Raw genomic sequence first — 24004 nt, forward strand, 5'->3', positions numbered from 1 at the left:
GCGGGACGCGCGCCCTCCGGTACTGCGCGGTGCTCAGGCGCTCGGCCGCTACGCGGCTCAGGCGCTGGGCCGCTACGCGGCTCAGGCGCTCGGCTTCTTGCCGATCCACTTCTCGTAGATCGTGTTGTACGTGCCGTCCTGCTTGGCCTTGGCCAGCGCCTCGTTGATCTTCTTGAGCAGCTCCGGGTTGGCGTCCTTCTTCACGGGGAAGCCGTACTGCTCGCCGGTGTCGAACTCGGCGGCCACCTCGAACCCACCCGGGTTCTTCTTCAGGTACTCGGTCCAGACCGGCAGGTCGTTGATGGCGGCCTCGACCTGGCCGTTGGCGACGGCCTGCTGCAGGGCGGCAAGGTCCTCGAACTCGACCAGCTTCAGGCCCTTCTCCGACTCGAGCTTCTTGGCGTAGTCACGACCGGTGGTGGCCGCCTGGACGCCGAGCTTCTTGCCCTTGAGGTCGTCGAGCGACTTGTACGTCTTGCCGGTCTTCACCAGCATCGCCTGGGTGGCGTCGAAGTAGGGATCGGAGAAGTCGATCACCTTCCGCCGCTCCTCGGTGATCGTCATGCCGGCGGCGGCCGCGTCGCACTTGCCGGTGTTGAGGTCCTGGCCGGACTTGATCCCCTCGAACGGGGTGTCGATGATCGTCTGCTCGACGCCGAGGTCCTTGGCGACCAGGTCCATGATCTCGACGTCGAAGCCGGTCACCTTGCCGCTGGCGTCCTTGGACTGGAACGGCGGGTACGGCAGGTGGGTGCAGACGGTCAGCTTGCCCGCCGCGACCAGCTTGACACCGCTCGCCTGGACCTCACTGTCGTCCTTCTTCGCGCAGCCCGCGCTCAGCGCGAGGGCGGCGACGGCCACGACGAGGCCGGCCTGACGGACGGCGCTTGGGAACCTCACGGCTGTGTCCCTCCGATTCGGCTTCCATCGCACGGAAAGCCTGTCTGGTTCATAGACTTTGCGAAAGCGACCGTACCCGATCCGTCCCGTCGCCCCCAGATCCCGCCGCAGCCACTCGGCCGGGGTGGCACGCCGACCCACGCCGGCAAACCGGACACCGGGGCAGCAAAGCGCCTCAGCCGCCGGTTCCCTCCTCCGCCCCGTCCGGGGTGAGGGCCCCTCCGTGCGGGTCTGTGTCCAGGAACACGTGCTGGTGGCCCTGGCCGGCATCGACGCTGACCTGGTCGAGCTGGGTCGCCGCGACCGACCAGATCGTCGCGGCCTCGGCCGCCTGCCGCGCGGTGACGTCCAGCAGGGCCGCACGCTGCGCGGCCGGAACGCCGGCGGCCAGAGCGTAGGCGTCGACGGCCAGCGACGCCTGCTGGACAGCTCCGCGCAACCCTCCGCGCGCCACGTTGGTGGCGGTGGACCCCGACGGCGGGTCGGCGAACGGCGCGGCCGCCTGGCGCATGACCTCCTGCCACTGGCGCGCCTTCGCCGCGTCCGGCGCCCCGGCGCCGGTCGTCTCCGTCTTGATGGCGGCCAGGACCGGGGCGACCAGGTCGCGAACACGCCGGGCCGTCTCGATCAGCTCCGTGATCTGCTGGGCGTCCCGCTTCGCCTCGTCCTGCTTGATGCTCGCGATGGCCGCCTCGGTGGCGTCCGGACGGCCCACCTGGTAGCCGACCAAGCCACCCAGCAACGCGGTGACCAGCGCGATCACGCCCGCGACGGCGGCGTAGCGCGCTGTGCGGCGACGACCGACACTGGCCTTGTCCAACTGGTAGGAGGGTCGGCCGGTACGGCGCGCCATCGCATCTCCTCACATCGATGGTGTGGGGCCAAAGATTAACCGCCCCCGTGACGTCCGTCGATAGCGCGGACGGCGCTAGACCGGGTAGCCCCACTCGGCCAGCGGTTTCTCCAGCACCCGTTCGATCGCGACGAGCTGCGCCGGGCTGAGTTCCTCCCGGTACGCCTCCGCCCGGCCCACAGTGAAGTCGTACCGGGAGAAGCCCTTCTCGAAGGCGGGCGACCAGCTCAGGCCGAGGAAGTCGAGCATCCGGCCCACCTGCTCGCGCGGCTGCTCGACCAGGTCCTCGTAGCGCACGTCCAGCCACTGGTCGGCCGGGTGACGCAACCGAGCCTGCGCGAAGGCGTCCATCAGCATCTTCCAGCCGAGCGCGGCGAGCACCTGGAAGGAGCGAGCGGACTCGGCCCACTCCTCCCGCAGGTCGGACGGGAGCGGGCCGTAGATCCAGTTGTCCGGCCCGCGCCAGCCGTCCCACCAGCCCATCTGGAGCCACGAGTTGGCCACCGCCCGGCCGTCGCGCACCACGTTGACCACCCGCAGTTCCGGGTACGCGGCGTGCAGCAGGCCGGTGCGCGGCCACCCGGTGACGTGCTGCACCAGCTGCTGACAGCCCTGCCGTGCGATCCGCTCGTCGAAGAAGGCCCGCAGCCGCCGGGCCACGAACGGCGTCAGGTCCTCGGCCACCAGGTCCCGGCACGGTCGGGAGAAGCCGGCCAGCACCTGCCTGTCGAGCAGGTGGTACGCCTCCGACGGCGCCACCCGGAGCCGGCCCCGCTCCAGCAACCGTCGACTGTGTCGCAGCGAGGTCATCCCCGCCGGGCGCGGCGCCGAGCGCCGGTAGAGCGCGCCGTTGAACCTGCCCTTGGGGTTGAGCCGGGCGAGCTTGTCGTCCAGGCCGGAGACGAAGCCGACCGCGGGATGCCGGGAGAGCAACTCCTGGACCAGTGTCGAACCGCAGCGACCGGTGCCCACCACCAGTGAGAGCATCGTTCAGCCTTCCTGCCGGGTGGCGGGTGAAATAGCCGTCGGGCGGCGTAACGGGTAGCCGAACCGGGTCAGGGCCACGGCGGTCAGCCCGGTCACCACGGCGTACGCGCGGGTGGGGAGCCTGCCCACCCACTCCGTGTCGGCGACCACGTCGACCAGCCCGGTGCGGTGCCGCGAGGGGTTGCCGGCCACCGAGTGGGTGGGGGTGAGCCGCACCGTGGCCGGTGTCGGGAACGGAAGCTCGGCGGGGTTCGCGCCGACGAAGCCGGCGATCCGGGCGGTGACGCCGGCCGGGTCGGCCACGAAGTCCTCGTACCGCACCCGCAGGTAGCGGCCCGGCGCGCGGCGGCGGCCACCCCACAGTCGTACGGTCGCGGTGTTCCAGACCAGCCAGAGCAGCGCGGCCTTGCCGACGGGTGGTCGGCTCATCAACTGGTCGTCGGCGGGCCCGTCCAACGGCCGTCGGCGACGCCAGGAGTACGCGGTCGCGCGCGGGTCGCGCACCACGTGCAGGACGTACAGGTCGATGCCGGGCAGGCTGCCGAGCAGCGCGCCGTACGGCGGCAGTTTGGAGGAGTCGACGATGACGCCGTCCGACCGGCCGGCCAGGGCGTGCTCGGCGATCGAGGCGTAGAGCCGGGCCAGGTGCGTGTCGTCGGGGTGGCCCGCGACCGGCGGCTGCCCCCGACGCTCACGGCGCAGCAGTGCGGGCAGTCCGCGCAGCCGCAACCGTTGGGCCAGCCGGGCGGCGATCCCCGCCGGGTCGGCGTCGGTCAGATCGGCGCGCACGCGGGCCCAGAGCGGGCAGTCGGTCACCGGGGAACCACAGCCGCAGGGCCGGTTCTCCAGGATGCCGCGCCGCCACAGGTACCGCAGCTCGCCCGCCGCGAAGAACCCCGGCACCTGTCCCAGGACCGTGGTCACCAGCGTGCTGCCACTGCGACCGCTGCCGGCGAGGTAGAGCACCCGCACCGGGCTCACCGGGCCACTCCCCCACCGGCGGCGGCACGGCCGGCCCCCCGCCGCGACGCCAGCGCCTCGGCGGCCTCCGCGTACAGCCCACGGATCCGGTCCAGGTGCCGGTCCGGAGTGAACCGCGCGGCGATCTTCGCCCGGCCGGCCCGGCCCATCCGGTACGCCCGCTGGGGGTCGGCCAGGATGTCGGTCAGCGCGTCACCGAGGGCGGTGGGATCGTCGGCGGCGACGATGCGGCCGTCCACCTCGGACTCCACCAGCTCGGGCAGCCCACCCAGGTCGGTGGCGACCACCGGCACACCGCAGGCGAACGCCTCCAGCACCGCCATCGGTTGGTTCTCGTGCCACCGGGACGGGACGGCGACCACCGCCGCCGACCGGATCAGCTCGTGCAGGCGTGGCTTGTCGAGACGGCCGTGGAACCGGACCCGGCCGGGCGCCCGCCGCGCGGCGAGCGCCTCCAGCTCCGGCCGGGCCGGGCCGTCTCCGGCGACGTCCACGCCGACCCCGTCCGGCAGCGCGGCCGCCGCCTCGATCAACACGTCGACGCCCTTCTCCGGCGACAGCCGGCCGGCGAAGACGACACCGCCGCCGGGTGTCTGCTTCGCCGCGACGCCGGTCAGGTCGACGAAGTGGTTGACCACCCGCAGCCGGTCCGGGTAGACGCCCGCGCGACGCATCACGTCGGCCAGGAACCCACTCGGGCTGACGAAGAGCTGCACCGGGTCGTACGCGTCGAACTGCCTGTGCAACCACGACTCGACCGCGAGCAGTCCACTGCGCGACAGCGACCCGTCCTTGCAGCGGCGACGGGCCGCCTGCAACGGGCCACCGGTGACGCACGCCTGGCAGGGGCGGCCCCGGTCCAGCAGTTGGTAGCTCGGGCAGGCGAGCTTGTAGTCGTGCATGGTCAGCACGCACGGCACACCGGCCGAGCGGGCCGCGGCGAGCACCGACGGGGACAGCTGGTGGTAGATGTTGTGCAGGTGCAGCACGTCCGGCCGGAAGTCGTCGATCACCCGGGCCAGCCCGCGACGGCTCGTCGGTGACCACAGCATCCGGCCGACGGCCACCGCGCGGGGCCGCACCCCGCTCGGCGCCGGCTCCAACTCCACTTCGGACGGGAACCGCGCGGCGTACGGCAGCGAGGGCTCGTTCTCCGGGTGGCTCATGCCGAAGTAGGCGACCGTGTCACCCGCGGCCCGTTGCAGGTCGGCGAGATCGAGCAGGTACCCCTCGGCGCCGCCACGGCGGTAGAGGAACTTGTTCACATGTAGCACGCGCATCGACTCGGCCTGCTCACGTCGATCGGGCGGTCCGGGCCCGGGGGTGATGACCGGGGTCTGCCCGCCCCGGCCAGCGCCCACGGTATGCAGGGCGGGTCGGCGAGTCCAGCTCACGTTTGGCATGGTGGCTGAACGGGTGATCTTCGTCTGCCCGTGCGGTCCGCAGCCTGGCCTCCCGCCATGATCTCCCGATAGCCTGGCTGCCGCCGGTCGCACCCGCTTCCCGATGGGCCGGGCCGGTGCCCGACGAGGAGGACCCGTGGCAGCCGACGACGAGGTCTCCGCGCTCGCGTACACCGCCCGGAGGGTCCGGCGGCATCTGCGCTGGGCGCGTACCGAGGGGATCGGACGGCTGATCGAGGAGGACCGCCTCGACCCGGTCGACCGGATCGGCACGGCCCTGGCCAAGTGGCGCTGGCGACGGCAGACCGGCCGGACGCCCGGCTCGGCGATGCCGGTCTACCTGGTCGGTCTGCAACGCTCCGGCACGAACATGCTGGTCCGGGGCCTGGACGCCGCCGCAGAGGTCGAGGTCCGCAACGAGAACGACAGCACCCTCTTCCACCGCTTCCAACTGCGCCCGGACGCGGTGCTGACCGCCGCCATCCAGCGCAGCCGGCACGCGTACGTCCTGGTCAAGCCGCTCTGCGAGAGCCACCGGGTGGACGAGTTGCTGGCCCTGCCGGGGCTGACGCCCGGACGCGCGCTCTGGGTCTACCGCGACGTCGACGACCGGGCCCGCTCCGAGGTCGCCAAGTTCGGTGACGCCAACCTGCGGGCCCTGCGGGCGATCGCCGACGGCAGCATCGGCCGACGGTGGCAGGGGCAGCGCCTCGACGCCGACACCGTCGACCTGATCCGGGCCCACGACCCGCAGCTGTTGGATCCGCACAGCGGCGCGGCGCTGTTCTGGTACGTCCGCAACTCGCTCGTCTTCCAGCTCGGCCTGGACCAGCGGGCCGACGTGCTGCTCTGCCGCTACGACAGCCTGGTCGCGGAGCCCGCCGCGCAGATCCGGCGGCTCTGCGCCTTCCTCGACTTCCCCTACCATTCCCGGCTGCACGCGCACATCGCCCCACGCGAGTCGCACGGCGCGGCGGGTCAGCGGCGGCTACCGATCGACAGGCGCGTCCGGGCTCGCTGCGACGAGTTGACCGACCGGCTCGACCGCGCCGCGGCCGACGCCCGATCCGAGACGACGAAGGCGGTCGACAGTGTCTGAAACCGGAACCCGCACCGCGCCGATCTTCCTGGTCGGGTGCCAACGGTCGGGCACCACGATGGTGCGCCTCGTCCTGGACTCGCACTCGCGGATCAGCTGCGGCCCGGAGACCCGGTTCCTGCCGGACCTGCGGCGGATCGTCGGCCGGGACTGGGACCGGCTGGCCCGCTTCGGCTTTCCGCGCGAGGACTGGCTGCGCCGCATCCGGGACTTCTTCGGCGGCGTGCACGCCGACTACGCCGCCGCGCGGGGCAAGACCCGGTGGGCCGACAAGACCCCGCTGTACGCGATGTCGCTCGACTTCGTCACCGAGGTCTTCCCGGACGCCCAGATCGTGCACCTCATCCGGGACGGACGCGACGTGGTGGTCTCGCACCGCAAACGGTTCGGCTACTGGTCGGCGGTGAAGTGCGTGGTGAAGTGGCCGCGCTACATCCGCGCCGCGCGTGCGGTCGGCGCCACCCTGCCGGCGGACCGCTACTACGAGCTGCGGTACGAGCAGGCGGTCAGCGAGCCGGAGAAGGCGATGCGTGGCCTCTTCGAGTTCCTCGGCGAACCGTGGGAGGACGGCATCCTCGACTACGACAGCAAGCAGCACGACGTGGCCCAGAAGTACACCACCGAGGCGGAGAAGCGGCGGGCTGCGGCCAGCGTCACCGCGCCGATCTACGGCTCCCGGGTGGGCAGCTACCGCCGCGAGCTCGACCCGTTCCTGCGCCTGCTGGTCTGGGTTTTCTCCGGTCCGACCCTGCGCGCGCTGGGCTACCGGTGACCCGCCCGTTCCGGCTGCGGACGGTCGCCGCCGCCGTCGCCGCCACGCTCCTGCTCACCGCCGGCTGCACCGCCCGCGACGACGCGCCGCCGCCGGCCGCCACCCCCTCGGTGACGGCGGCCCCCGGAGCCACGAGCACCGTGGACGGGGTGCCCAACCCGTTCGGCGCGCACTGGGACTGGTCGCGGTACCAGCAGTTCGGGCCGTACCTGCGCCGGCTCGCCGGTTCGGCGACGTACGAGGAGATCTCCTGGTGCGAGATCGAACGGACCTCGGGGCAGGCGGACTGGGCCGGGTTGGACGAGATCGCCACGCGCAGCCGGGAGTTGGGCATCACCCTGCACCTGAAGATCCGTACCGGCGTGTGCTGGGCGACCGGCGGCACCGCCCGCCACACCCGGGGCACGGCGAACAAGACCGAGTCGGCCATGCCCACCGACCTCGGCGCGTACCAGCGGTTCGTCCGCTCGGTGGTCCAGCGCTACGGCCCGTACGGTGTGCGGGAGTACGCGATCGAGAACGAGGTCAACGCGCCGAGCTACTGGGCCGGCAGCCCCGAGGACTACGCGCGGCTGGTCCGGGCCGCCGCCGAGACGATCCGCGCGACCGACCCGAAGGCGCGGGTGGTCGACTCCGGTATCAGCAGCGTCGCGTACGGCATGGGTGTCGCCGACCGGCTGGTGCGCGCCGGTCGGGTGCCCGAGGCCATCACCGCCTACCAGGCGTACTTCCAACGCCGGGTCGGCACCCGGGGGCAGCAGATCCCGGCGGTGACCGGGGAGGCGCAGCTACGTCGGGCGCTCGGCACCGAGACCAACAGCCGCAGCCTGCGTTTTCTGGCGGTGACCGAGTCGCTGCTGACCGACCGCACCGTCGACGTCCGGCAGGTGCACTTCTACGAGCACTTCAGCGGGGTGGCCCCGCTGCTGGACTACCTGCGCGCCACCACACCGGCGGGTACTCCGCTTCAGGCGTGGGAGGTCGGGCAGTTCTGGCGTGACGGCGACGGTGACCCGGCCAGCCGGGCGGCGGAGATGGTCAAGACGGTCACCCTGCTGGCCGCCGGCGGGATCGGCGAGATCAGTTGGTTGCCGTTGGCGTACAACCCGAACAACGCGGCCGGCAGCGAGGTCCGCTACGGCCTGCTCGACCCGGACGGCACCGAACGCGAGTCCGGCCGGATGCTGGCGGCCCTGGCCGACGCGGCCCGGGGCACCACCGTCACCCCGTTGCCCGCCTCGGTGGCCGGCAGGCTGAACGGGGTCGCGTTCGTCCGGGGTGGATCGAGCACGCTGGTGCTCTGGTCAGCGTCGAACACGCCGGTGACCGTGCCGGCGGCGCCGGGCGGGCGAGCCGGGGCTGTGGGTTCCCCGTTGGGCGCGGCCGGCGGCGGCACCACAGTGACCGACGTTCCCGTCCTGCTCCGCGCCGACCAGCCGGTGGAGCGGATCCTCGCCACCGTCCGCTAATGGCTCCTGCCCCTGCCCCTGCAAGCTGACCAACGTCAACTCAGAACGCCCCGCCCGCGCCGACCTTGCAGTTTCTGTCGTCGATATGGTCGGGATGCCCGCTTATGTCGCGACAGAAGGTGCAAGATCGCGGAGGAGGGTCAGCTCGCCCCTGTCGGGTGGCCGTTACGCGGCGGGCCAGGGGTCGGGCCAGTCGAGCAGGGCGGCCAGGCGGGCGTTGTGCGGCGCGAAGTGCTCGCCCAGCCGGTCCCGCAGGGCCGGGGTCAGCTGGGAGACGCCCGGGTCGACGCGACGGGTGTGCCGGGTGAACGCCTCGGGAGTGAAGGCCGGCAGGCCGAGGAAGCGCAGGATGTCGCCGTACGTGCCGGCCGGGTCGGCGTGCAGGTCCTCGGTCCGTGCGACGTGGATCCGCTCCCGCGGGACCGCCGCGAACCACAGGTCCAACTGCTCGGCGTAGCGACCCCGGGCCGCGTACGAGTGATTGCGCAACGCCCGGTGCGCGGCGGGGCTGTCCGGGCCACCCCGTGTCGCCAGCGCCAGCCGCTCCTCCTCCGCGTCCAGCGCGTCGGCGAAGGAGAGCGGCTCGGCCCCGTACGAGCGGGTGTGCAGGTAGTGCGAGTACGCCCGCTCAACCGGGTCACGCAGCAGTGCGACGAAACGGGCCTCCGGCAGGGTCGCCGCGACCCGGGACGGCACGCTCGGATGGAACAGGTAGTAGGGGCTCGCCTCGAACGTGCGCTCGCCCGGGGCCAGGCGTGGGAAGTGCCCCCGGTACCACCGCTCCCCCCGACCGTGGTGGACGCTGAAGTACTGCAACTCCTTGCCGCTGGCCACCCGGACCCGGGGATGCGCGGCGAGGTGGTGGTACAGCGACGTGGTGCCGCAACGCTGCCCACCGATCACCAGGAAGTCGGGCAGCGGACCGGGCTCTCCCGGTCGCGCCGCGCGTCCCCAGGCCCGCGCCGCGCGTACCCCCCGGCGCAGCCGGTCAGTGACCTGACGCCGCGCGCCGCCGGTCACGAGCGGACCTCGGCGGGGGTGGGGTTGGCGGCGCGACGTCGACCGCCTCGGCGGGTCACCGAGCGCAGCACCATGACGTCCTCCCGGCTGAGCCCGAGGGCGAGCACCACGGCGAGGTACGCCGCCACGATCCCGGCCAGACCGACAGCGAGCTGCGCGGTCCAGCCCTCGACCAGCCACCGCACACCGAACCCGACGCCCATCGCGACCAGCGCCGCGACCAGGCCCTTGACCATGCCCGCCGTCACCGGCACGGTGTGCACCTGCGCGCGTACCTGCCAGACCCGGGCGATGTTCACCGCCGCCAGCGAGACCGCCCAGGCCACCGCCGCGCCGATAATGCCGTACGCCGGGATGAGCCAGAGGTTGAGCAGGACGTTGAGCAGCAGGGCGGCGAGGTTGTCCGCCATGTTGACCGACACCCGGCCGGACATGTTCAGCAACGTCCCGCAGGGCCCGGTCGCGGCGTTGACGAGTTGGCCGAGCGCCAGCACGACAGTCACCGCCGCGCCGCCGGCCAGACCCGGCCCGCCGACCAGGCGCAGCAACTGCTCCGGGAAGACCAGCAACGCCACGAAGGCCGGCAGCGACAGCCGCAGCACCCAACCCGTGGCGACCCGGTAGATCCGGCGTACCTCGTCCAGTCGGCCCTGGTGGTAGAGGTGCGCCAGGTGCGGACCGAACGAGGCGTTGACCGGCGCCAGCACGAACACCGCGATCGTGACCAGCCGGGTCGCCACGTGGTAGACGCCGATCGCGTCGGGACCGTAGTCGAAGAAGCCGAGCAGCAACGCGTCCACCCAGATCAGCCCGGTGGACGACAGCGAGGAGACCCAGCTGACCGTGGAGAACCGGAACAGCTCGCCCGGCCGGTACGCGGGCCGGGCGGCGGGCACCCGGCGCACCATCCGGGCGAGCGCCACGAGGGCGAACGCGGCGGCGCTCCAGCTCGCCGCCACCAGCGCCCAGAACGCGCCGGTCAGGCCCGCCCCGAGGGCGAGCGCCAGCGCGGTGAGCACCAGCCGGGCGGCCGGCTCGTAGACCTGGCCGATGAGCGCGTAGGCCCGTTGCGTGCGCCAACCCCTGGTGGCCGCGAGCGCGGCCTCGCAGACGGTGGCGGCGGGCAGGCACAGCGCCACCAACCGCAGCCCGGTGGTGAGCTGCGGGTCGTGCAGGGCGTCGGCGAGCCACGGCGCGCCGACCGCCAGACCGAGGGCGATCACCGTGGACGCCACGGCCGAGATGCCGATCCCGAGCCGGATCGCGCCCCGGAGGGCGGCCGGCTCGTCGTCGGCGAGATGCACCGCCACGAACCGGGTCAGCCCGGCCCGGAAACCGGAGAGCGAGAGCAGCCCCAGCAGCGACAGCACGGCGTAGACCTGGGCGTACCTGCCGAGTTCTCGTACACCCAGGGCCCGGGCCAGCAACAGCATGACCAGGAAGAGCGCCACCTGGCTGAGCACGGCGCTGCCCAGGTTGAGCACACCGCCGCGAGCCATGCCGCGTACCTGCTGGTCGCCGGCCTCCGGCGCGGCCGGCGGCCGGCCGGTCACCTTGCGCACCCGGCGGCCCGTTCTTCGACGGTCACGGCCGTGCCGCGGTCACGGTCTCCGCCGGCGCCGAGGGAGCCGCAGCGGTCGCCGCCGGGGCCGCCGGGCGGGCGGCGACACGACCCCGCGAGAGCAGTTCGAGTACGCCCACCAGCAGCACCCCGAGCAGCAGACCGGCGCCGCCCACCGGCAGGGCGGTGCGCACCAGCTCCGCCATCCGGCTCACCTCGTGCGCCTCGCCGATGCTTGTCACCTGCTTCGGATCGGCGGCCTGGGCCTGCGCCCGCGCCGCCTGCAACCCCTCCCGCGCCTGGGACAGGGCGTTGGTCGCCGCGTCGCGCTGGGCGAGCAGGGCCTGGTAGTCGGGGAGCTTCGGCCCCAGCTCGTCGAGCTTCTTCTGGGCGGCGGTGATCGCGGCGGTCGCCGCGTCGACACCTCGGCCGTTGCCGACCGCCTGCATGGAGAGCTGCTGCTGACGCAGACTGGTCAGCTCGCCCAGCGTCGCCTGGTAGATCCGGTCCGGCTGGGAGACCTTGTTCGTCTTCTCCCACTCGCTGATCGCCCTGGTCGCCGCGGTGACGTCGGCGTTGGCCGCCTCGACCTCGCCGGTGGCGATGCCGACCTGGGAGGAGAAGAGGAACGCCAGCGCCCGGGTGGTGGTCGCGGTCAGCACCGGCGCGATCTTCGCCCGGTCGCCGGCGGTGTACGTCACCTCCAGCTGACTGCTCGCGCCGACCTGGGTGATGGCGAGCCCGTCGCGCAGCCGCTCCGGCGCCACCCCGGTGTCACCGGCCACGTCGGCGAGGACCCGGGGCGAGGTGACCGCCGCGCCGAACGCCGCGACGAACTGGTTCGCCGCCTGCGTACCGCTGTACTGCGTCCCGGCCGCACCGCCGCCCACCAGGGCCGGCGCCGCCACGTACGCGGTCCCGCCGAACTGCTGTGGCGCGAACAGGACGATGGCGGCCGCGGCGCCGGTGGCGAGCACCGGCACCCCCACGAGTACCCAGAGGCGCCGCCGGGCGACCCGCAGGTAGTCGACGATCTCCACTTTTTCCCCAATGCTGTCGTTCAGTCAAACCGGGACGGACGTGCGTCGTGGCTGCTCGCCGGTCAGGTTCGGAGCCGGTGGGCGGGCGATCACACTGGCCGCCGCGGCGAACGCCACGAAGTACCAGAGGGTGACCACGTTGGAAATGACGTTGGAGGCGGCGCTGACCGCCACGAACGCGGCGGCGCAGCCGGCGAACCCGACCGCGACGCCACGCTCGAAGCTGCCCGGAGGCGCCCGCCGCAGCGCGGTCCGCGCGGTGCGCAGAAAGGCGAACAGCATCAGCAGGTACGCCCCGAGACCGAGCAGTCCGGTCTCCACGTACGCCCGCAGGAAGTCGTTGTGCGGCTTCTTCGCCTCATCGGTCTCGCGCTGGGTCATGTTCGGCCCGATGCCGGTCACCGGGTTCCGGTCGGCGAGCGTGACGATCTCGGTCCAGTAGCCCATTCGCCACGCCAGGGTGTTTCCGGTCGGGTCTCCGCCGACCGAGCGCGACGTGCCGAGTTGGGCGAACCGCTCGCCGACGGCGGGCACCAGCGCCACCCCGGCGACCGCCACCACGCAGAGGGTCACCAGCATCCGTTTGCTGCGATGCAGCGCCGCGACCACCATCAGGCCGATCGCCGCGCCGAGCAGAGCACTGCGGGTGTTGGTGAGCAGCAGGAACAGCAGCGAGAGCGCGAGCAACACCCCGAGCGCCACCCGCAGTCGACGATCCAGGAAGCGGTACACCGCGAACCCGAAGATCACCATGAACATCAGGTAGCGGCCGAACGTGGTCGACTGGCTGAACGTGCCGCTGATCCGGGTGAAGTCCCCCTTCACCTCGGCCGGCGGGTTGCCGAGCAGCGACAGGACGACTGTATAGCCCAGCGCCAGCACCAGGGAGGCGTAGCAGGCGAGCAGGACCCGACGGATCGCCGCGGTGTCCGGCATGAGCTGTTCCAGCACCACGAACATCACCACCACGGTGAGGATCCGCAACGCCTCCAACAGGCTGTTCGCCGGCCGGCTGGCACCGAGGGCGCTGACCACGCTGCTGGCGCCGACGAGCAGCATGGCCCAGCTGAGCGGGGAGCCACGCAACCTCCCGCGCCGGCTGAGCTGTGCGGCCAGCCAGAGCCCGGCGGCGAGCAGGAACAGCACCGCGAGCAGGGTGGACGGGTCCATCGCCCGGGCCGTCCCGGCGGAGTCGGCCCGGCCGGCGCTCGGGCCGGTCAGCTTGAACAGGTCGACGCAGGAACGCACCGCGAGCATCAGCAGCACGTACCCGGCGAACCGGGTCAGCGCGAGGACCGCCACCGCGATCCCCACGACCGCCGCGAGCGGCAGCACCATGCCCCTACGGTCACCGGCCGCCATGGAGACACCCGCGACCACCGCCACGACGGCGGCGGCCAACGCCGCGCCGCCGGTGAGGAGGCGGGTCGGGTCGAGCCGCTTGGTCATGAGCGGAGTGACCTGCTGCGTGTGTTGTTCCACTGGTCCCACTGAACTGAATCGGCGCTGTCCGGCCGCTGCCGGGCGCGGCCAACCGATGTCCTCCCGGCACAAGATCGGTTCAATCTAGCCCTGTCACCCCGGCGGCAGAAGGGGCCGTTGCGCCGACTGTTCCGTCGTCCGCGGGGCCGATCCGCCGCTCCCCCCGGCGGACGCCGCACGGTCAGTCGGCAGCCCTCGCGAGTCGCGCCCTGGCCCGTCGAGCCGGCTCCGGAGCGAGGCGGAGATAGAGCCGCTCCAACTCCCGGGCGGCGGTGTCCCAGCTGTATCTCCCGGTGACCCGCTCGCCCAGCGCCACGGCACCGGCCCGTTCCGCCGGCAGGTCGGCGAGCAGCGACGTCAGCGCCCGGACCAGGTCGTCCTCGTCGCCGTCGCGGAACAACCGCCCTCCGGCGGCGTCGGACTTCAGCACCTCGACGTGCGGCGCGATGTCGCTCGCGACCACCGGCAGCCCGTACGCGGCCGCCTCCAGCAACGTCAACGGCAACCCCTCCAGGCGGGACGGTTGAACGAAGCCGGCGGCGCCGGAGTACAGCTCGGCGAGCAGGTCGCCGTAGGCGAACCCGGTGAAGACGATCCGGTCGTCCGCCCCGGCTTCACGGCGCAGCCGGTCCACGAAGTCGTCGGTGAACGACGACCCGCCGACGATCGCCAGGCGCATCGGGGTCTCGGTGCGGCGGAAGGCCCGGATCAGCAGGTCGGCAGCCTTCTCCGGAACAAGCCGACCGACCAGCAGCAGGTAGCCGCCGGGGGTCAGCCCGAACCGGTCCTGGATCTGACGGGTCCGCGCCGGTCGGGCCTGGTTCACGCCGTTCGGGATGTAGGTCGTCGGGCGGCCGAACCGAGAGCCGTAGTGGGCGGCGAGCCCCTGGGACACCGCCACCCGCTGGTGCGGGACGTATCCGCTGAACCAGTGGGCGCTGCCCAGCACCGCCCGCGCGGCGAGCCCCCACTTGCCCCGCTGGTTGTCCAGCCCGTGCACGGTCAGCACCACGCGCGCCCGGGACAGGGCGCGCGGAAGCGGGGCGACCAGGGCCGGCCCGAGCCCGTGGTAGTGCACGATGTCGGGCCGCGCGGCCATCGCCACCATGGTCGAGGTGGCCGCGTGCACGATGGCGTCGAGGTGCTTGCTGGCGATCGTGTGGGTCTGGCGCAGCCGTACGCCCCGGTAGCCGTCGGGGGGTGTCTCGCCGTAGCTCCGGCGGCAGTAGACGGTGACCTCGTGCCCGTAGCCGGCGAGCCGGCTGGCCATCTCCTCCACGTGCCGTTCGATGCCGCCGTAGGTCGCCGGCATCCCCTTCTGGCCGATCATCGCGATCCGCAGCGGACGCCAGGCGGTGTCGGCGACGCTCGCTGCGGACTGCCGGCTGGGAGCCACCCGCTGCCGGGGAATCGCAGGGTTTCCGGCGTGCTGGTCCACTTCCTCGGCCTGCAGGTCGGGATGGCCCACGTTGACTCCCTGCGTGACTAGGTCCGCGCCCGCCGTCCGGGCAGGTCAACACCTTGCCACGGATGGGGCCGTCCGCCAGCTGATCAATCAGACAGAAAAATCATCCATGGGATTCGCTGCAAAGGGAATGGCACCGGGGTGACATCGAGGTGGACGGTACGGGTGCCGCGTCGAACGGTACGCAAAGGGCGACGAGCCCCGGTCGATCACTGGCGGATCGGCCGGGGCTCGTCGGTGGGTACCTGTCAGGCGAGATCGAACCGGTCGAGCTCCATGACCTTGGCCCACGCGGCCACGAAGTCGGTCACGAACTTGTCGCGGGCGTCCTGGCTGGCGTAGACCTCCGCGAGGGCGCGCAGCTGCGAGTTCGACCCGAAGATGAGGTCGACCGCGGTGGCGGTCCACTTCACCTCGTCGGTGGCCAGGTCGCGGATCTCGTACACGTGCTCGTCGGACTTCGACGTGCTCCACCGGGTGCCCGGGGAGAGCAGGTTGGCGAAGAAGTCGTTGGTGAGCACGCCCGGCCGGTCGGTGAGGACACCGTGCTGGCTGCCGCCGACGTTGGCGCCGAGGGAGCGCAGGCCGCCGATGAGGACGGTCATCTCGGGCGCGGTCAGGTTGAGCATGTAGGCACGGTCGATGAGCAGTACCTCCGGCTGGGTCTTCTCGCCGGCGCGCAGGTAGTTGCGGAAACCGTCGGCACGCGGCTCCAGGACCCGGAAGGAGTCGGTGTCGGTCTGCTCCTGGGTCGCGTCGGTGCGGCCCGCCCGGAACGGCACTGTCACCTCGACGCCGGCGTCCCGCGCCGCCTTCTCGACGGCGGCCGAACCGGCCAGCACGATCAGGTCGGCCAGCGAGATGGTCGCCCCGCCAGCGGAGTTGAACTCCTGCTGGATGCCCTCAAGGGCGGTCAGGACGGTGGCCAGCTGCTCGGGCTGGTTGACCTCCCAGCCGCGCTGCGGCTCGAGGCGGATACGCGCCCCGTTGGCGCCACCGCGCTTGTCAGTGTGCCGGAAGGTCGCGGCGGAGGCCCAGGCGGTGGAGACCAACTGGTCGATCGTGAGACCGGACTCCAGGACCTTCGCCTTGAGGGCGGCGATGTCGGCGTCACCCACCAGCTCGTGGTCGACGGCCGGCACCGGGTCCTGCCACAGCTGCGGCTCGGCCACCCACGGCCCGAGGAAGCGCTCGATCGGGCCCATGTCACGGTGCAGCAGCTTGTACCACGCCTTGGCGAAGGCCAGCGCGAACTGGTCGGGGTTCTCCAGGAAGCGGCGGGAGATCTTCTCGTACGCCGGGTCGACGCGCAGCGACAGGTCGGTCGTGAGCATCGTCGGCCGGTGCTTCTTCGCCGGGTCGAAGGCGTCCGGGATGATCGCCTCGGCGTCCTTGGCGACCCACTGCTTCGCGCCGCCGGGGCTGGTGGTGAGCTCCCACTCGTAGCCGAAGAGGATCTCGAAGAAGCGGTTGCTCCACTGCGTCGGCACGTCGGTCCACGTCACCTCGAGACCACTGGTGATCGTGTCGGCACCCTTGCCGCTGCCGTGGGTGCTCAGCCAACCCAGGCCCTGCGCCTCCAACGGAGCGCCCTCGGGCTCCGCGCCCACGTGGTTGTCGGCGACACCGGCGCCGTGGGTCTTACCGAAGGTGTGACCACCGGCGATGAGGGCGACGGTCTCCTCGTCGTTCATCGCCATCCGGCCAAAGGTCTCGCGGATGAAGTGCGCCGCCGCGGCCGGGTCCGCGTTACCGCGCGGGCCCTCCGGGTTGACGTAGATCAGCCCCATCTCGGTCGAGCCGACGCCGGCCGCCATCTCCTTCTCGGAGGCGTAGCGCTCGTCGCCCAGCCAGGTGTCCTCCGGACCCCAGAAGATCTCCTCGGGCTCCCAGACGTCCTCGCGACCGAAGCCGAAGCCGAAGGTCTTGAAGCCCATCGACTCCAGGGCGACGTTGCCGGCGAGCACGAGCAGGTCGGCCCAGGAGATCTGCTGGCCGTACTTCTGCTTGACCGGCCAGAGCAGGCGGCGGGCCTTGTCGAGGTTGGCGTTGTCCGGCCAGCTGTTGAGCGGCGCGAACCGCTGACCACCGTCGCCGGCGCCGCCGCGACCGTCCTCGATGCGGTACGTGCCGGCGGCGTGCCAGCTCATCCGGATCATGAGGCCGCCGTAGTGGCCGAAGTCGGCCGGCCACCAGTCCTGCGAGGTGGTGAGCACCTCGACGATGTCGCGCTTGAGGGCATCGACGTCGAGCTTCGCGAACTCCCTGGCGTAGCTGAAGTTCTCGCCCAGCGGGTTGCCCTTGGACGAGTGGGCGTGCAGCACCGAGAGGTCGAGCTGGTTGGGCCACCAGTCCCGGTTGGTGCGCGGACGACCGCCGGTCTTCGGGGTCGGCGAGTCGATCGCCGGGTTCTCACTCTCGCTGCCGTGCGCGGTCACCGAGTCGTGCGCGACCGGGCAGCCGGCCGCTGCCTTCTGGTCCACGCCCTGCGCACTGACGGGGCCGTTGTCCTGGGTGTCGCTCATGTACTTCCTTCCGAGCTTGCGGATCTCTGGGACGTGCGTTCGGTCGCGCAGTCGGGGCAGGTGCCCCAGTAGACGACCTCCGCCTCGTCGACCACGAAACCGTGGTCGCCCGAGGCGGTGAGACAGGGGGCGTGACCGACGGCGCAGTCGACGTCGGCGATGGCACCGCAGGAGCGGCACACGACATGGTGGTGGTTGTCCGCGACCCGGGACTCGTAGCGGGCGGTCGCCCCGGCCGGCTGGATGCGCCGCACCAGGCCGGCGTCGGTGAGCACGCGCAGCACGTCGTACACCGCCTGGTGGGACACCGTGGGATGATCCGCGCGGACCAGCGAGATCACCGCGTCGGTGCCGATGTGCGGGTGGTCTCGCAGCGCCGCGAGCACCGCCAACCGGGGCCGGGTCACGCGCAACGAGACAGCCCGCAGCTGCGTCTCGAAGTCGGACATCACGGGTACGAACATTAGCTCACTATTTTGGAACGAATCAAGTTTTGCGCCCCCCGAGGTACCCCAACGGCGGACGATTCACCCGAGGTTAACCTGCGGGAGGAAAAAAATCGGACAGCGATGTCGAGAAGTGCCGACCGGCTTCGTCCCCGGAGTGAACGTGACCACGATGGGTCGCAGCCAGCACCAAGGAGCATCACGATGGCCAAGTACCTGCTGCTCAAGCACTACCGGGGGGCCCCGGCCGCGGTGAACGACGTGCCCATGGCCGAGTGGACGCCGGCGGAGATCTCGGCCCACGTGCAGTACATGCGCGACTTCGCGGCCCGACTCGAGGACACCGGTGAGTTCGTCGACGCTCAGGCACTCGCCCCGGAGGGGACGTTCGTCAGGTATGACGGTGAGGGCCGCCCGCCGGTCACCGACGGCCCGTTCGCCGAGACCAAGGATCTCATCGCCGGCTGGATGGTGATCGACGTCGACAGCCACGAGCGGGCCGTCGAGCTGGCCGGGGAGCTGTCGGCCGCTCCCGGGGCGGGCGGGAAGCCGATCCACGAGTGGCTCGAGCTGCGCCCGTTCCTGAGCGAGCCGCCCACCATCGAGGAGTGACGACTCAAATGGACGAGACGCTGCTGCGGAGCCTCACGCCGAGCGTCCTCGGGATCCTCGTCCGCCGCGGAATCGACTTCGCGGCGGCCGAGGATGCCGTGCAGGACGCCCTGGTCGAGGCGGTCCGCGTCTGGCCGGACGACCCGCCGCGCGATCCGAAGGGCTGGCTGACCACTGTGGCGTGGCGACGGTTCCTCGACGCGGCCCGCGCCGACGCCGCTCGCCGTCGGCGTGAGGATCTCGTCGACGAGGAGCCGGCGCCCGGGCCCGCCTCCACCGTGGACGACACTCTTCAGCTCTACTTCCTGTGCGCCAACCCGTCACTGACACCGTCGTCCGCGGTCGCGCTCACGCTGCGCGCCGTCGGCGGGCTGACCACCCGCCAGATCGCCCACGCCTACCTGGTGCCCGAGGCGACCATGGCGCAGCGCATCAGCCGGGCGAAGCGCACCGTCTCCGGGCTGCGGTTCGATCGACCCGGTGACGTCGCCACCGTGCTGCGCGTCCTCTACCTGGTCTTCAACGAGGGCTACTCCGGCGACGTGGACCTCGCCGCCGAGGCCATCCGGCTCACCCGGCAGCTCGCGGCCGCGATCGACCACCCAGAGGTGGCGGGGCTGCTCGCCCTCATGCTGCTGCACCACGCCCGGCGTGCCGCTCGGACCGCGCCCGACGGCAGTCTGGTACCGCTCGCCGAGCAGGACCGCAGCCGCTGGGACACCCGGTCGATCGCCGAGGGCGTCGAGATCCTGCAGGCGGCCCTCGCCCGCGACCGACTGGGCGAGTTCCAGGCGCAGGCCGCCATCGCCGCGCTGCACGCGGATGCGCCGACAGCTGCCGAGACGGACTGGGTGCAGATCGTGGAGTGGTACGACGAACTCGCGCGTCTGACCGGGAACCCGGTCGTCCGACTCAACCGCGCCGTGGCGGTCGGTGAGGCCGACGGCCCCCGGGCCGGCCTGACGGCGCTCGCGACGGTGGACGACACACTGCCCCGGTACACGGCCGTGGCGGCGTACCTGCACGAGCGCGACGGCAACCTGGCGAAGGCGGCGCGGCTGTACACCGAGGCCGCCCAGCAGGCCCCCAACCTCGCCGAACGCGACCACCTGACCCGCCAGGCCGCCCGGCTCAACGCCCTCGGGCGTCGCTGACCGATCGGGGATCGGGAGCGCCCAGCCCGGACCGCATGCCACAGCGGGTGCACGTGGTCCGGAAAGTTCCGGAACTTTCGGCGGCCTCCACCCGGCCCGTGATCCGTGATCGAGGTTGAGCGGTGACCGCCCTGACCTCTGATCGACTACTGACCTGGATGGATGCCGCTCAGTGACGACAGCGGTATTGCCATCCTGTTTCCGAAAATTGTTGACAAGTCGACGGCCGGGTTAATACGGTCGCCATCGACGGCATTCGATTGTCGTCAGCACCAGCCACCACGACCCACTCCTCCGGTCGCCGTGCAGGACGACCGGCCCACCACCACCGAGCGGTACGACGCCGTGGCCGTCCCCCGACCACCGGCAGCCTGCCGAGGCGTACCGCGCCGCTGGCCCCCGCCAGCCGTCACGAGGAGGCAACAGTTACATGACCGACACCAGCCACACCAAACCGAGAGGCCGCGGCCGCATGCGGTTGCTGCTCGGTGCCGCGTGCGCCGCCGTCGTGGCCGTCGCGGGCACGATGACCGCCACCAACGCGTACGCCGAGGCCGACCGGACCCTCACCTCGAACCTCACCGGCACGCACAACGGGTACTACTTCTCGTTCTGGAAAGACAGCGGCAACGCCAGCATGACGCTGCGCGCCGACGGCCGATACACCAGCAGTTGGGACAGGAGCACCAACAACTGGGTCGGCGGCAAGGGTTGGGCCACCGGCAACCGACGGACGGTCACCTACTCGGGCAGCTACAACCCGGGCAACAACAACACCTACCTCGCCCTGTACGGATGGACGCGCAACCCGCTCATCGAGTACTACGTGGTGGAGAACTTCGGCACCTACAACCCGAGCAGCGGCGCCCAGCGGATGGGCACGGTCACCACTGACGGCGGCACCTACGACATCCTCCGCAGCCAGCGGGTCAACGCCCCGTCGATCGACGGCAACCAGACCTTCTACCAGTTCTGGAGCGTCCGTCAGCAGAAGCGCTCGAGTGGCACCATCACCACCGCCAACCACTTCGACGCCTGGGCGCGCGCCGGCCTGAACCTCGGCAGCAACCACAGCTACCAGGTCATGGCCACCGAGGGTTACCAGAGCAGCGGAAGCTCCGACATCACCGTCCGCGAGGGCAGCGGCGGCGGCAACCCGACCACCCCGCCCACCACCGGTAACCCGGGGACCGGCAACTGCAACGCGACGATCTCCGCCGGCCAGCAGTGGGGTGACAGGTTCAACCTCAACGTCGCGGTCAGCGGCACCAACAACTGGGTCGTCAGCCTCGGCCTCGGTGGCGGCCAGAGCGTTCAGAACAGCTGGAACGCCTCCGTCAACGGCAACAGTGGCACCGTCACCGCGACGCCGAACGGCAACGGCAACAACTTCGGCGTAACGATCATGGCCAACGGCAACTGGAACTGGCCGACGATCAGCTGCCGTACCAGTTGACGCTGATCAGTTCCTGACATCGCACCACTGGCGTGGCGGCCTCGGCCGCCACGCCAGACTGCGTTGCGCAGGCACCCCGTCCGCCTCGGCGTCCATGACGGCCTCGCGTCGGCCGGTGCGGCACGGGGTCCAGTCGCGAGACCGTGGTTGCCGCCGCCGTCCACTACACCTGCGGCGCTGCGGCCTCTCCTCCGGCCGTCGATTCCTCCGCCGACGGTTCCGAGGTTGGGTCCGCCGCTGGGTTCTCCGTCGTCCCTTCGGTCGGTTCCGCCGTCGTTCCGCCCGTCGGGGCTTTCGTCGGCTCCGCAGGAGCGCTCTCGGACGCGGTGGGACCGGGCGCATCCGTGGTGCTTCCACCGGACGGCGTCGACGGGTCCACCGTCCCCGCGCCCGCAGCCCGGGTGGGCGTCAAGGTCGGGGTCGGGGTCGCGGAGCCGGGCGCTCGGACCGGCATGCCCGCAGAACCGCGGGTAGCCGGTTCACCGCCACCGACGCCGGGGCCCGGTTCCCGCTGCGCCGGCACCGTTGGCGACACCGCGGGCGGCACCACGGGAGGCGTGGACGGTCGCCCGGTCGGTCCGGGCATGATCCCGACGGGATCAGCGAGCACCAGGACGGAAGCCGCGGCGGCCAACGATCCGAGAAGCACCGCGAGCGCTCTGGGCCCAGGCGTGACCGTCCGGCTCATCGTGCCGCCGGCGGCCGGCCGCCGGGCAGCCATGACCTCGGTCCGCACCCCGATCTCGGTCACCCCGGTCGCGGTGGACAGCACATGGTCAGACGGGTCCGCGAGTGTCTGCGCCGCCCTGGCCATGGCCGCCGCCGTCGGAAAGCGGTGGGCGGGCTCCTTGGCCATCGCGGTGGCGACCACACGCCGGACCTCCGCCGGAACGTCTTCGGGCAGCGGCGACGGTTCCTCTTCGAGATGCCGCAGCGCCACCGCGAGGGCATTCTCGCCCTGGTGCGGCGGCCGACCGGCGAGGCAGTGGTAGACGACAGCCCCCAGCGCGTAGATGTCGATCGCCGGTGTGGTCTCGTTCTTCGCGACCTGCTCGGGTGCCATGTACATGGCGGTGCCGACGATCTGGTTCGCTCCGGTCAGGCTCGACGCTTCCTGCGTCACCGCGACACCGAAATCGACGAGTACGACGTGCCCGTCCGGCTCGATGATCAGATTGCTGGGTTTGACGTCACGGTGGACGACACCAGCGTCGTGCGCGGCTTGCAGGGCACGGGCGGTCTGCGCGGCGATCGACATCGTCTCGGCCACGTCCAGCCGGCCGACCTCGGCGATCCGCTCCGACAAGGGCTGCCCCTGCACGCATTCCATCACGATGTAGGCGAGGACCGGCGCACCAGATTGAGACACCTCACCGTAGTCGTAGACCTGGGCGACACCTGGGTGACGCAGGGCTGCCATGGCCCGCGCCTCGCGCCGGAACCGCTCACCGAAGCCGCTGTCGGTCACCAACCGAGGTTGCAGCATCTTGACCGCCACGCAGCGGTCGAGGGTTTCGTCGACCGCCCGCCACACGTCACCCATTCCGCCGCTGGCGATGCTTTCGACCAGGCGGTAACGGTCTCCGACGACTTGCCCCACATTCGCCATAGCTTTCGGTACCCCGGACTCCGCGATCTCAAGCACGGCGAGGCTGGACGTCGCCCGGCGCCGCACCGCAGGAGTGACCCGCCCCGCCGCTGCCGGCGGGGCGGGCTCGGCCGATTACGGCCCGGTCAGCTGTTCAGCCTGGCCATCAGAGCGGTGGCCATGCCCTGCTCACCGCGGGCGTTGGGATGGAAGGGCGCGGCCGAGTTCTGCGGCACCAGACCCTCGACCCACCGGGTGCCGCTGCCCTTGCACGCGTCGCGGCCGATCGACGGGGTGTAGACATCGGCGTACGTGGCGCCGTTGGCGCTCGCGGCGCTGGCCAGCATCGCGTTGAGCGACTTCTCGATGCCACGCAGGTACGGCACGTCCTGGTAGGCGATCGGAACGACCGGCCAGCAGCCGTAACCGGTGTCCGGCAGGATCGCCGGGTAGCCGAGCACCACGACCCGTGCGCCCGGCGCGGCCCGTCGGACCGCCTGGAGCACGGCGGTGATCTTCGGCGTGGCGGCGACGATCCGCGCCTGCAACTGGTCGACACCTCCGGCGGTGTACCGGTTCTTGCACGGGGATCCGAGCGGGCTGCTGACGCTCGCCTCCGCACAGTCACCGATGATGCCGGAGAAGCCGATGTCGTTGCCGCCGATCTGCACCGTCACCATTGCCGTGGTCGACGTGACCGCGTTGAGCTGCGGTGGCAGCGTGATGCCCAGTTGGCCACTGCCGCCGTAGAGGATGTCGTCAGTGGTGGCGCCGGAGCAGCTCACGTCGGCGAACGACGACGAGCCGGCGGACGCCGCCACCAGCGACGGGTAGTTGCGGTTGGACCGTAGGCAGTTGAGGTCGACCTGGGTGGGGATCAGCGGGCCTGCGGTGTACGAGTCGCCCAGCGCGACGTAGCGGCCGGTGGGCACGGCGGCGCTGGCGGGGGTGGCGACGGTGAGCAGCACGCCGGCGGTGGCGAGGGCGAGTGCGGCCAACCGGGTGGCTGCCCGCAGGAGGGGCAGGCGGGGACGGGTCATGGCGCCTCCCAGGAGGGATCGGGGTGGTGGTGCACGAGATCCTGTCCCCGTCGACCTCAACCGTCAATATTGATGACCCTCACTAAACGCCGGCCCGAAGTGTGGGATGAATCGGTGGTGGTCAATCCAGTCGCGCGTACCACTGGGCGCC

Annotated in this window: 20 protein-coding genes; 6 read left to right on the forward strand and 14 right to left on the reverse strand. The window is 71.6% G+C overall.

Annotation, left to right across the window (positions count from 1 at the left end):
- Window positions 1-81 precede the first annotated feature (81 nt).
- The 5 genes from IW248_RS12270 to IW248_RS12290 all read right to left on the reverse strand — a co-directional run bounded on the left by IW248_RS12270 (window position 82) and on the right by IW248_RS12290 (window position 5115).
- A complete protein-coding gene (locus IW248_RS12270; protein ID WP_196927082.1) occupies window positions 82-900 on the reverse strand; it encodes a basic amino acid ABC transporter substrate-binding protein in 819 nt (272 codons plus the stop codon).
- Between the two features lie 175 nt (window positions 901-1075).
- A complete protein-coding gene (locus IW248_RS12275) occupies window positions 1076-1753 on the reverse strand; it encodes a hypothetical protein (protein ID WP_196927083.1) in 678 nt (225 codons plus the stop codon).
- 75 nt (window positions 1754-1828) lie between these two features.
- Window positions 1829-2740: a sulfotransferase family protein gene (locus IW248_RS12280; RefSeq protein ID WP_196927084.1), complete on the reverse strand. Its 912-nt coding sequence runs from the start codon at window positions 2738-2740 to the stop codon at window positions 1829-1831.
- Between the two features lie 3 nt (window positions 2741-2743).
- Window positions 2744-3721, reverse strand: a complete 978-nt coding sequence (locus tag IW248_RS12285; protein ID WP_196927085.1) for a sulfotransferase — start codon at window positions 3719-3721, stop codon at window positions 2744-2746.
- A complete protein-coding gene (locus tag IW248_RS12290; protein ID WP_196927086.1) occupies window positions 3718-5115 on the reverse strand; it encodes a glycosyltransferase family 4 protein in 1398 nt (465 codons plus the stop codon). The genes IW248_RS12285 and IW248_RS12290 overlap by 4 nt, the downstream gene beginning before the upstream one ends.
- Window positions 5116-5260: 145 nt before the next feature.
- Here IW248_RS12290 and IW248_RS12295 point away from each other — a divergent pair, with 145 nt between their 5' ends.
- Genes IW248_RS12295 through IW248_RS12305 form a run of 3 tightly spaced genes read left to right on the forward strand, consistent with a single transcriptional unit; the run spans window position 5261 to window position 8464 of the window.
- Window positions 5261-6223, forward strand: coding sequence for a sulfotransferase family protein (locus IW248_RS12295; protein WP_196927087.1), 963 nt, complete (start codon window positions 5261-5263; stop codon window positions 6221-6223).
- Entirely contained in the window at window positions 6216-6995 is a 780-nt protein-coding gene (locus IW248_RS12300; RefSeq protein ID WP_124820195.1) for a sulfotransferase family protein, read from the forward strand. The genes IW248_RS12295 and IW248_RS12300 overlap by 8 nt, the downstream gene beginning before the upstream one ends.
- A complete protein-coding gene (locus IW248_RS12305; protein WP_196927088.1) occupies window positions 6992-8464 on the forward strand; it encodes a hypothetical protein in 1473 nt (490 codons plus the stop codon). Before IW248_RS12300 ends, IW248_RS12305 begins: the two co-directional genes overlap by 4 nt.
- Window positions 8465-8629: 165 nt before the next feature.
- Here the strand turns inward: IW248_RS12305 and IW248_RS12310 are convergent, their stop codons facing one another.
- The 7 genes from IW248_RS12310 to IW248_RS12340 form a co-directional block, all read right to left on the reverse strand.
- Window positions 8630-9484 carry a sulfotransferase family protein gene (locus IW248_RS12310; RefSeq protein WP_196927089.1) on the reverse strand — a complete coding sequence of 285 codons (855 nt, stop codon included), beginning with the start codon at window positions 9482-9484 and terminating at the stop codon, window positions 8630-8632.
- The gene (locus IW248_RS12315; RefSeq protein ID WP_196927090.1) at window positions 9481-11046 is read right to left on the reverse strand and encodes an oligosaccharide flippase family protein; all 1566 of its coding nucleotides are present in this window, start codon (window positions 11044-11046) and stop codon (window positions 9481-9483) included. The genes IW248_RS12310 and IW248_RS12315 overlap by 4 nt, the downstream gene beginning before the upstream one ends.
- Window positions 11047-11068: 22 nt before the next feature.
- Window positions 11069-12085: a Wzz/FepE/Etk N-terminal domain-containing protein gene (locus IW248_RS12320; protein WP_196927091.1), complete on the reverse strand. Its 1017-nt coding sequence runs from the start codon at window positions 12083-12085 to the stop codon at window positions 11069-11071.
- A gap of 24 nt (window positions 12086-12109) precedes the next feature.
- Window positions 12110-13567, reverse strand: a complete 1458-nt coding sequence (locus IW248_RS33705; RefSeq protein WP_196927092.1) for an O-antigen ligase family protein — start codon at window positions 13565-13567, stop codon at window positions 12110-12112.
- A gap of 181 nt (window positions 13568-13748) precedes the next feature.
- On the reverse strand, window positions 13749-15035 hold the full coding sequence (locus IW248_RS12330) for a glycosyltransferase family 4 protein (protein ID WP_196927093.1): 1287 nt from the start codon (window positions 15033-15035) through the stop codon (window positions 13749-13751).
- A gap of 245 nt (window positions 15036-15280) precedes the next feature.
- Entirely contained in the window at window positions 15281-17557 is a 2277-nt protein-coding gene (katG, locus tag IW248_RS12335; protein ID WP_196927094.1) for a catalase/peroxidase HPI, read from the reverse strand.
- Window positions 17554-18021, reverse strand: coding sequence for a Fur family transcriptional regulator (locus tag IW248_RS12340; protein WP_196927095.1), 468 nt, complete (start codon window positions 18019-18021; stop codon window positions 17554-17556). Before IW248_RS12340 ends, katG begins: the two co-directional genes overlap by 4 nt.
- Before the next feature lie 186 nt (window positions 18022-18207).
- Between IW248_RS12340 and IW248_RS12345 the strand changes: the two genes are divergently transcribed.
- The 3 genes from IW248_RS12345 (at window position 18208) to IW248_RS12355 (ending at window position 21225) form a co-directional block, all read left to right on the forward strand.
- A complete protein-coding gene (locus IW248_RS12345) occupies window positions 18208-18615 on the forward strand; it encodes a YciI family protein (protein WP_196927096.1) in 408 nt (135 codons plus the stop codon).
- Window positions 18616-18623: 8 nt separating this feature from the next.
- On the forward strand, window positions 18624-19769 hold the full coding sequence (locus IW248_RS12350) for an RNA polymerase sigma factor (RefSeq protein WP_196930154.1): 1146 nt from the start codon (window positions 18624-18626) through the stop codon (window positions 19767-19769).
- A gap of 430 nt (window positions 19770-20199) precedes the next feature.
- On the forward strand, window positions 20200-21225 hold the full coding sequence (locus tag IW248_RS12355; RefSeq protein WP_196927097.1) for a glycoside hydrolase family 11 protein: 1026 nt from the start codon (window positions 20200-20202) through the stop codon (window positions 21223-21225).
- Window positions 21226-21388: 163 nt separating this feature from the next.
- Here IW248_RS12355 and IW248_RS12360 read toward each other — a convergent pair whose 3' ends face one another.
- Both IW248_RS12360 and IW248_RS12365 read right to left on the reverse strand, forming a co-directional pair.
- Window positions 21389-22834: a serine/threonine-protein kinase gene (locus IW248_RS12360; protein WP_196927098.1), complete on the reverse strand. Its 1446-nt coding sequence runs from the start codon at window positions 22832-22834 to the stop codon at window positions 21389-21391.
- Window positions 22835-22959: 125 nt separating this feature from the next.
- Entirely contained in the window at window positions 22960-23853 is an 894-nt protein-coding gene (locus tag IW248_RS12365) for an SGNH/GDSL hydrolase family protein (protein ID WP_196927099.1), read from the reverse strand.
- Window positions 23854-24004 lie beyond the last annotated feature (151 nt).

Origin of the sequence: Micromonospora ureilytica, from assembly GCF_015751765.1 — a bacterium.
In the GTDB taxonomy this organism is placed as follows: Bacteria; Actinomycetota; Actinomycetes; order Mycobacteriales; family Micromonosporaceae; genus Micromonospora; species Micromonospora ureilytica.

What these genes read in the sequence shown, in the direction of transcription:
- IW248_RS12275 (WP_196927083.1), bottom strand. Translation starts at nt 1,753, where the DNA reads ATGGCGCGCCGTACCGGCCGACCCTCCTACCAGTTGGACAAGGCCAGT.
- IW248_RS12280 (WP_196927084.1), bottom strand. Translation starts at nt 2,740, where the DNA reads ATGCTCTCACTGGTGGTGGGCACCGGTCGCTGCGGTTCGACACTGGTC.
- katG (WP_196927094.1), bottom strand. Translation starts at nt 17,557, where the DNA reads ATGAGCGACACCCAGGACAACGGCCCCGTCAGTGCGCAGGGCGTGGAC.
- IW248_RS12340 (WP_196927095.1), bottom strand. Translation starts at nt 18,021, where the DNA reads ATGTTCGTACCCGTGATGTCCGACTTCGAGACGCAGCTGCGGGCTGTC.
- IW248_RS12345 (WP_196927096.1), top strand. Translation starts at nt 18,208, where the DNA reads ATGGCCAAGTACCTGCTGCTCAAGCACTACCGGGGGGCCCCGGCCGCG.
- IW248_RS12350 (WP_196930154.1), top strand. Translation starts at nt 18,624, where the DNA reads ATGGACGAGACGCTGCTGCGGAGCCTCACGCCGAGCGTCCTCGGGATC.
- IW248_RS12355 (WP_196927097.1), top strand. Translation starts at nt 20,200, where the DNA reads ATGACCGACACCAGCCACACCAAACCGAGAGGCCGCGGCCGCATGCGG.
- IW248_RS12360 (WP_196927098.1), bottom strand. Translation starts at nt 22,834, where the DNA reads ATGGCGAATGTGGGGCAAGTCGTCGGAGACCGTTACCGCCTGGTCGAA.
- IW248_RS12365 (WP_196927099.1), bottom strand. Translation starts at nt 23,853, where the DNA reads ATGACCCGTCCCCGCCTGCCCCTCCTGCGGGCAGCCACCCGGTTGGCC.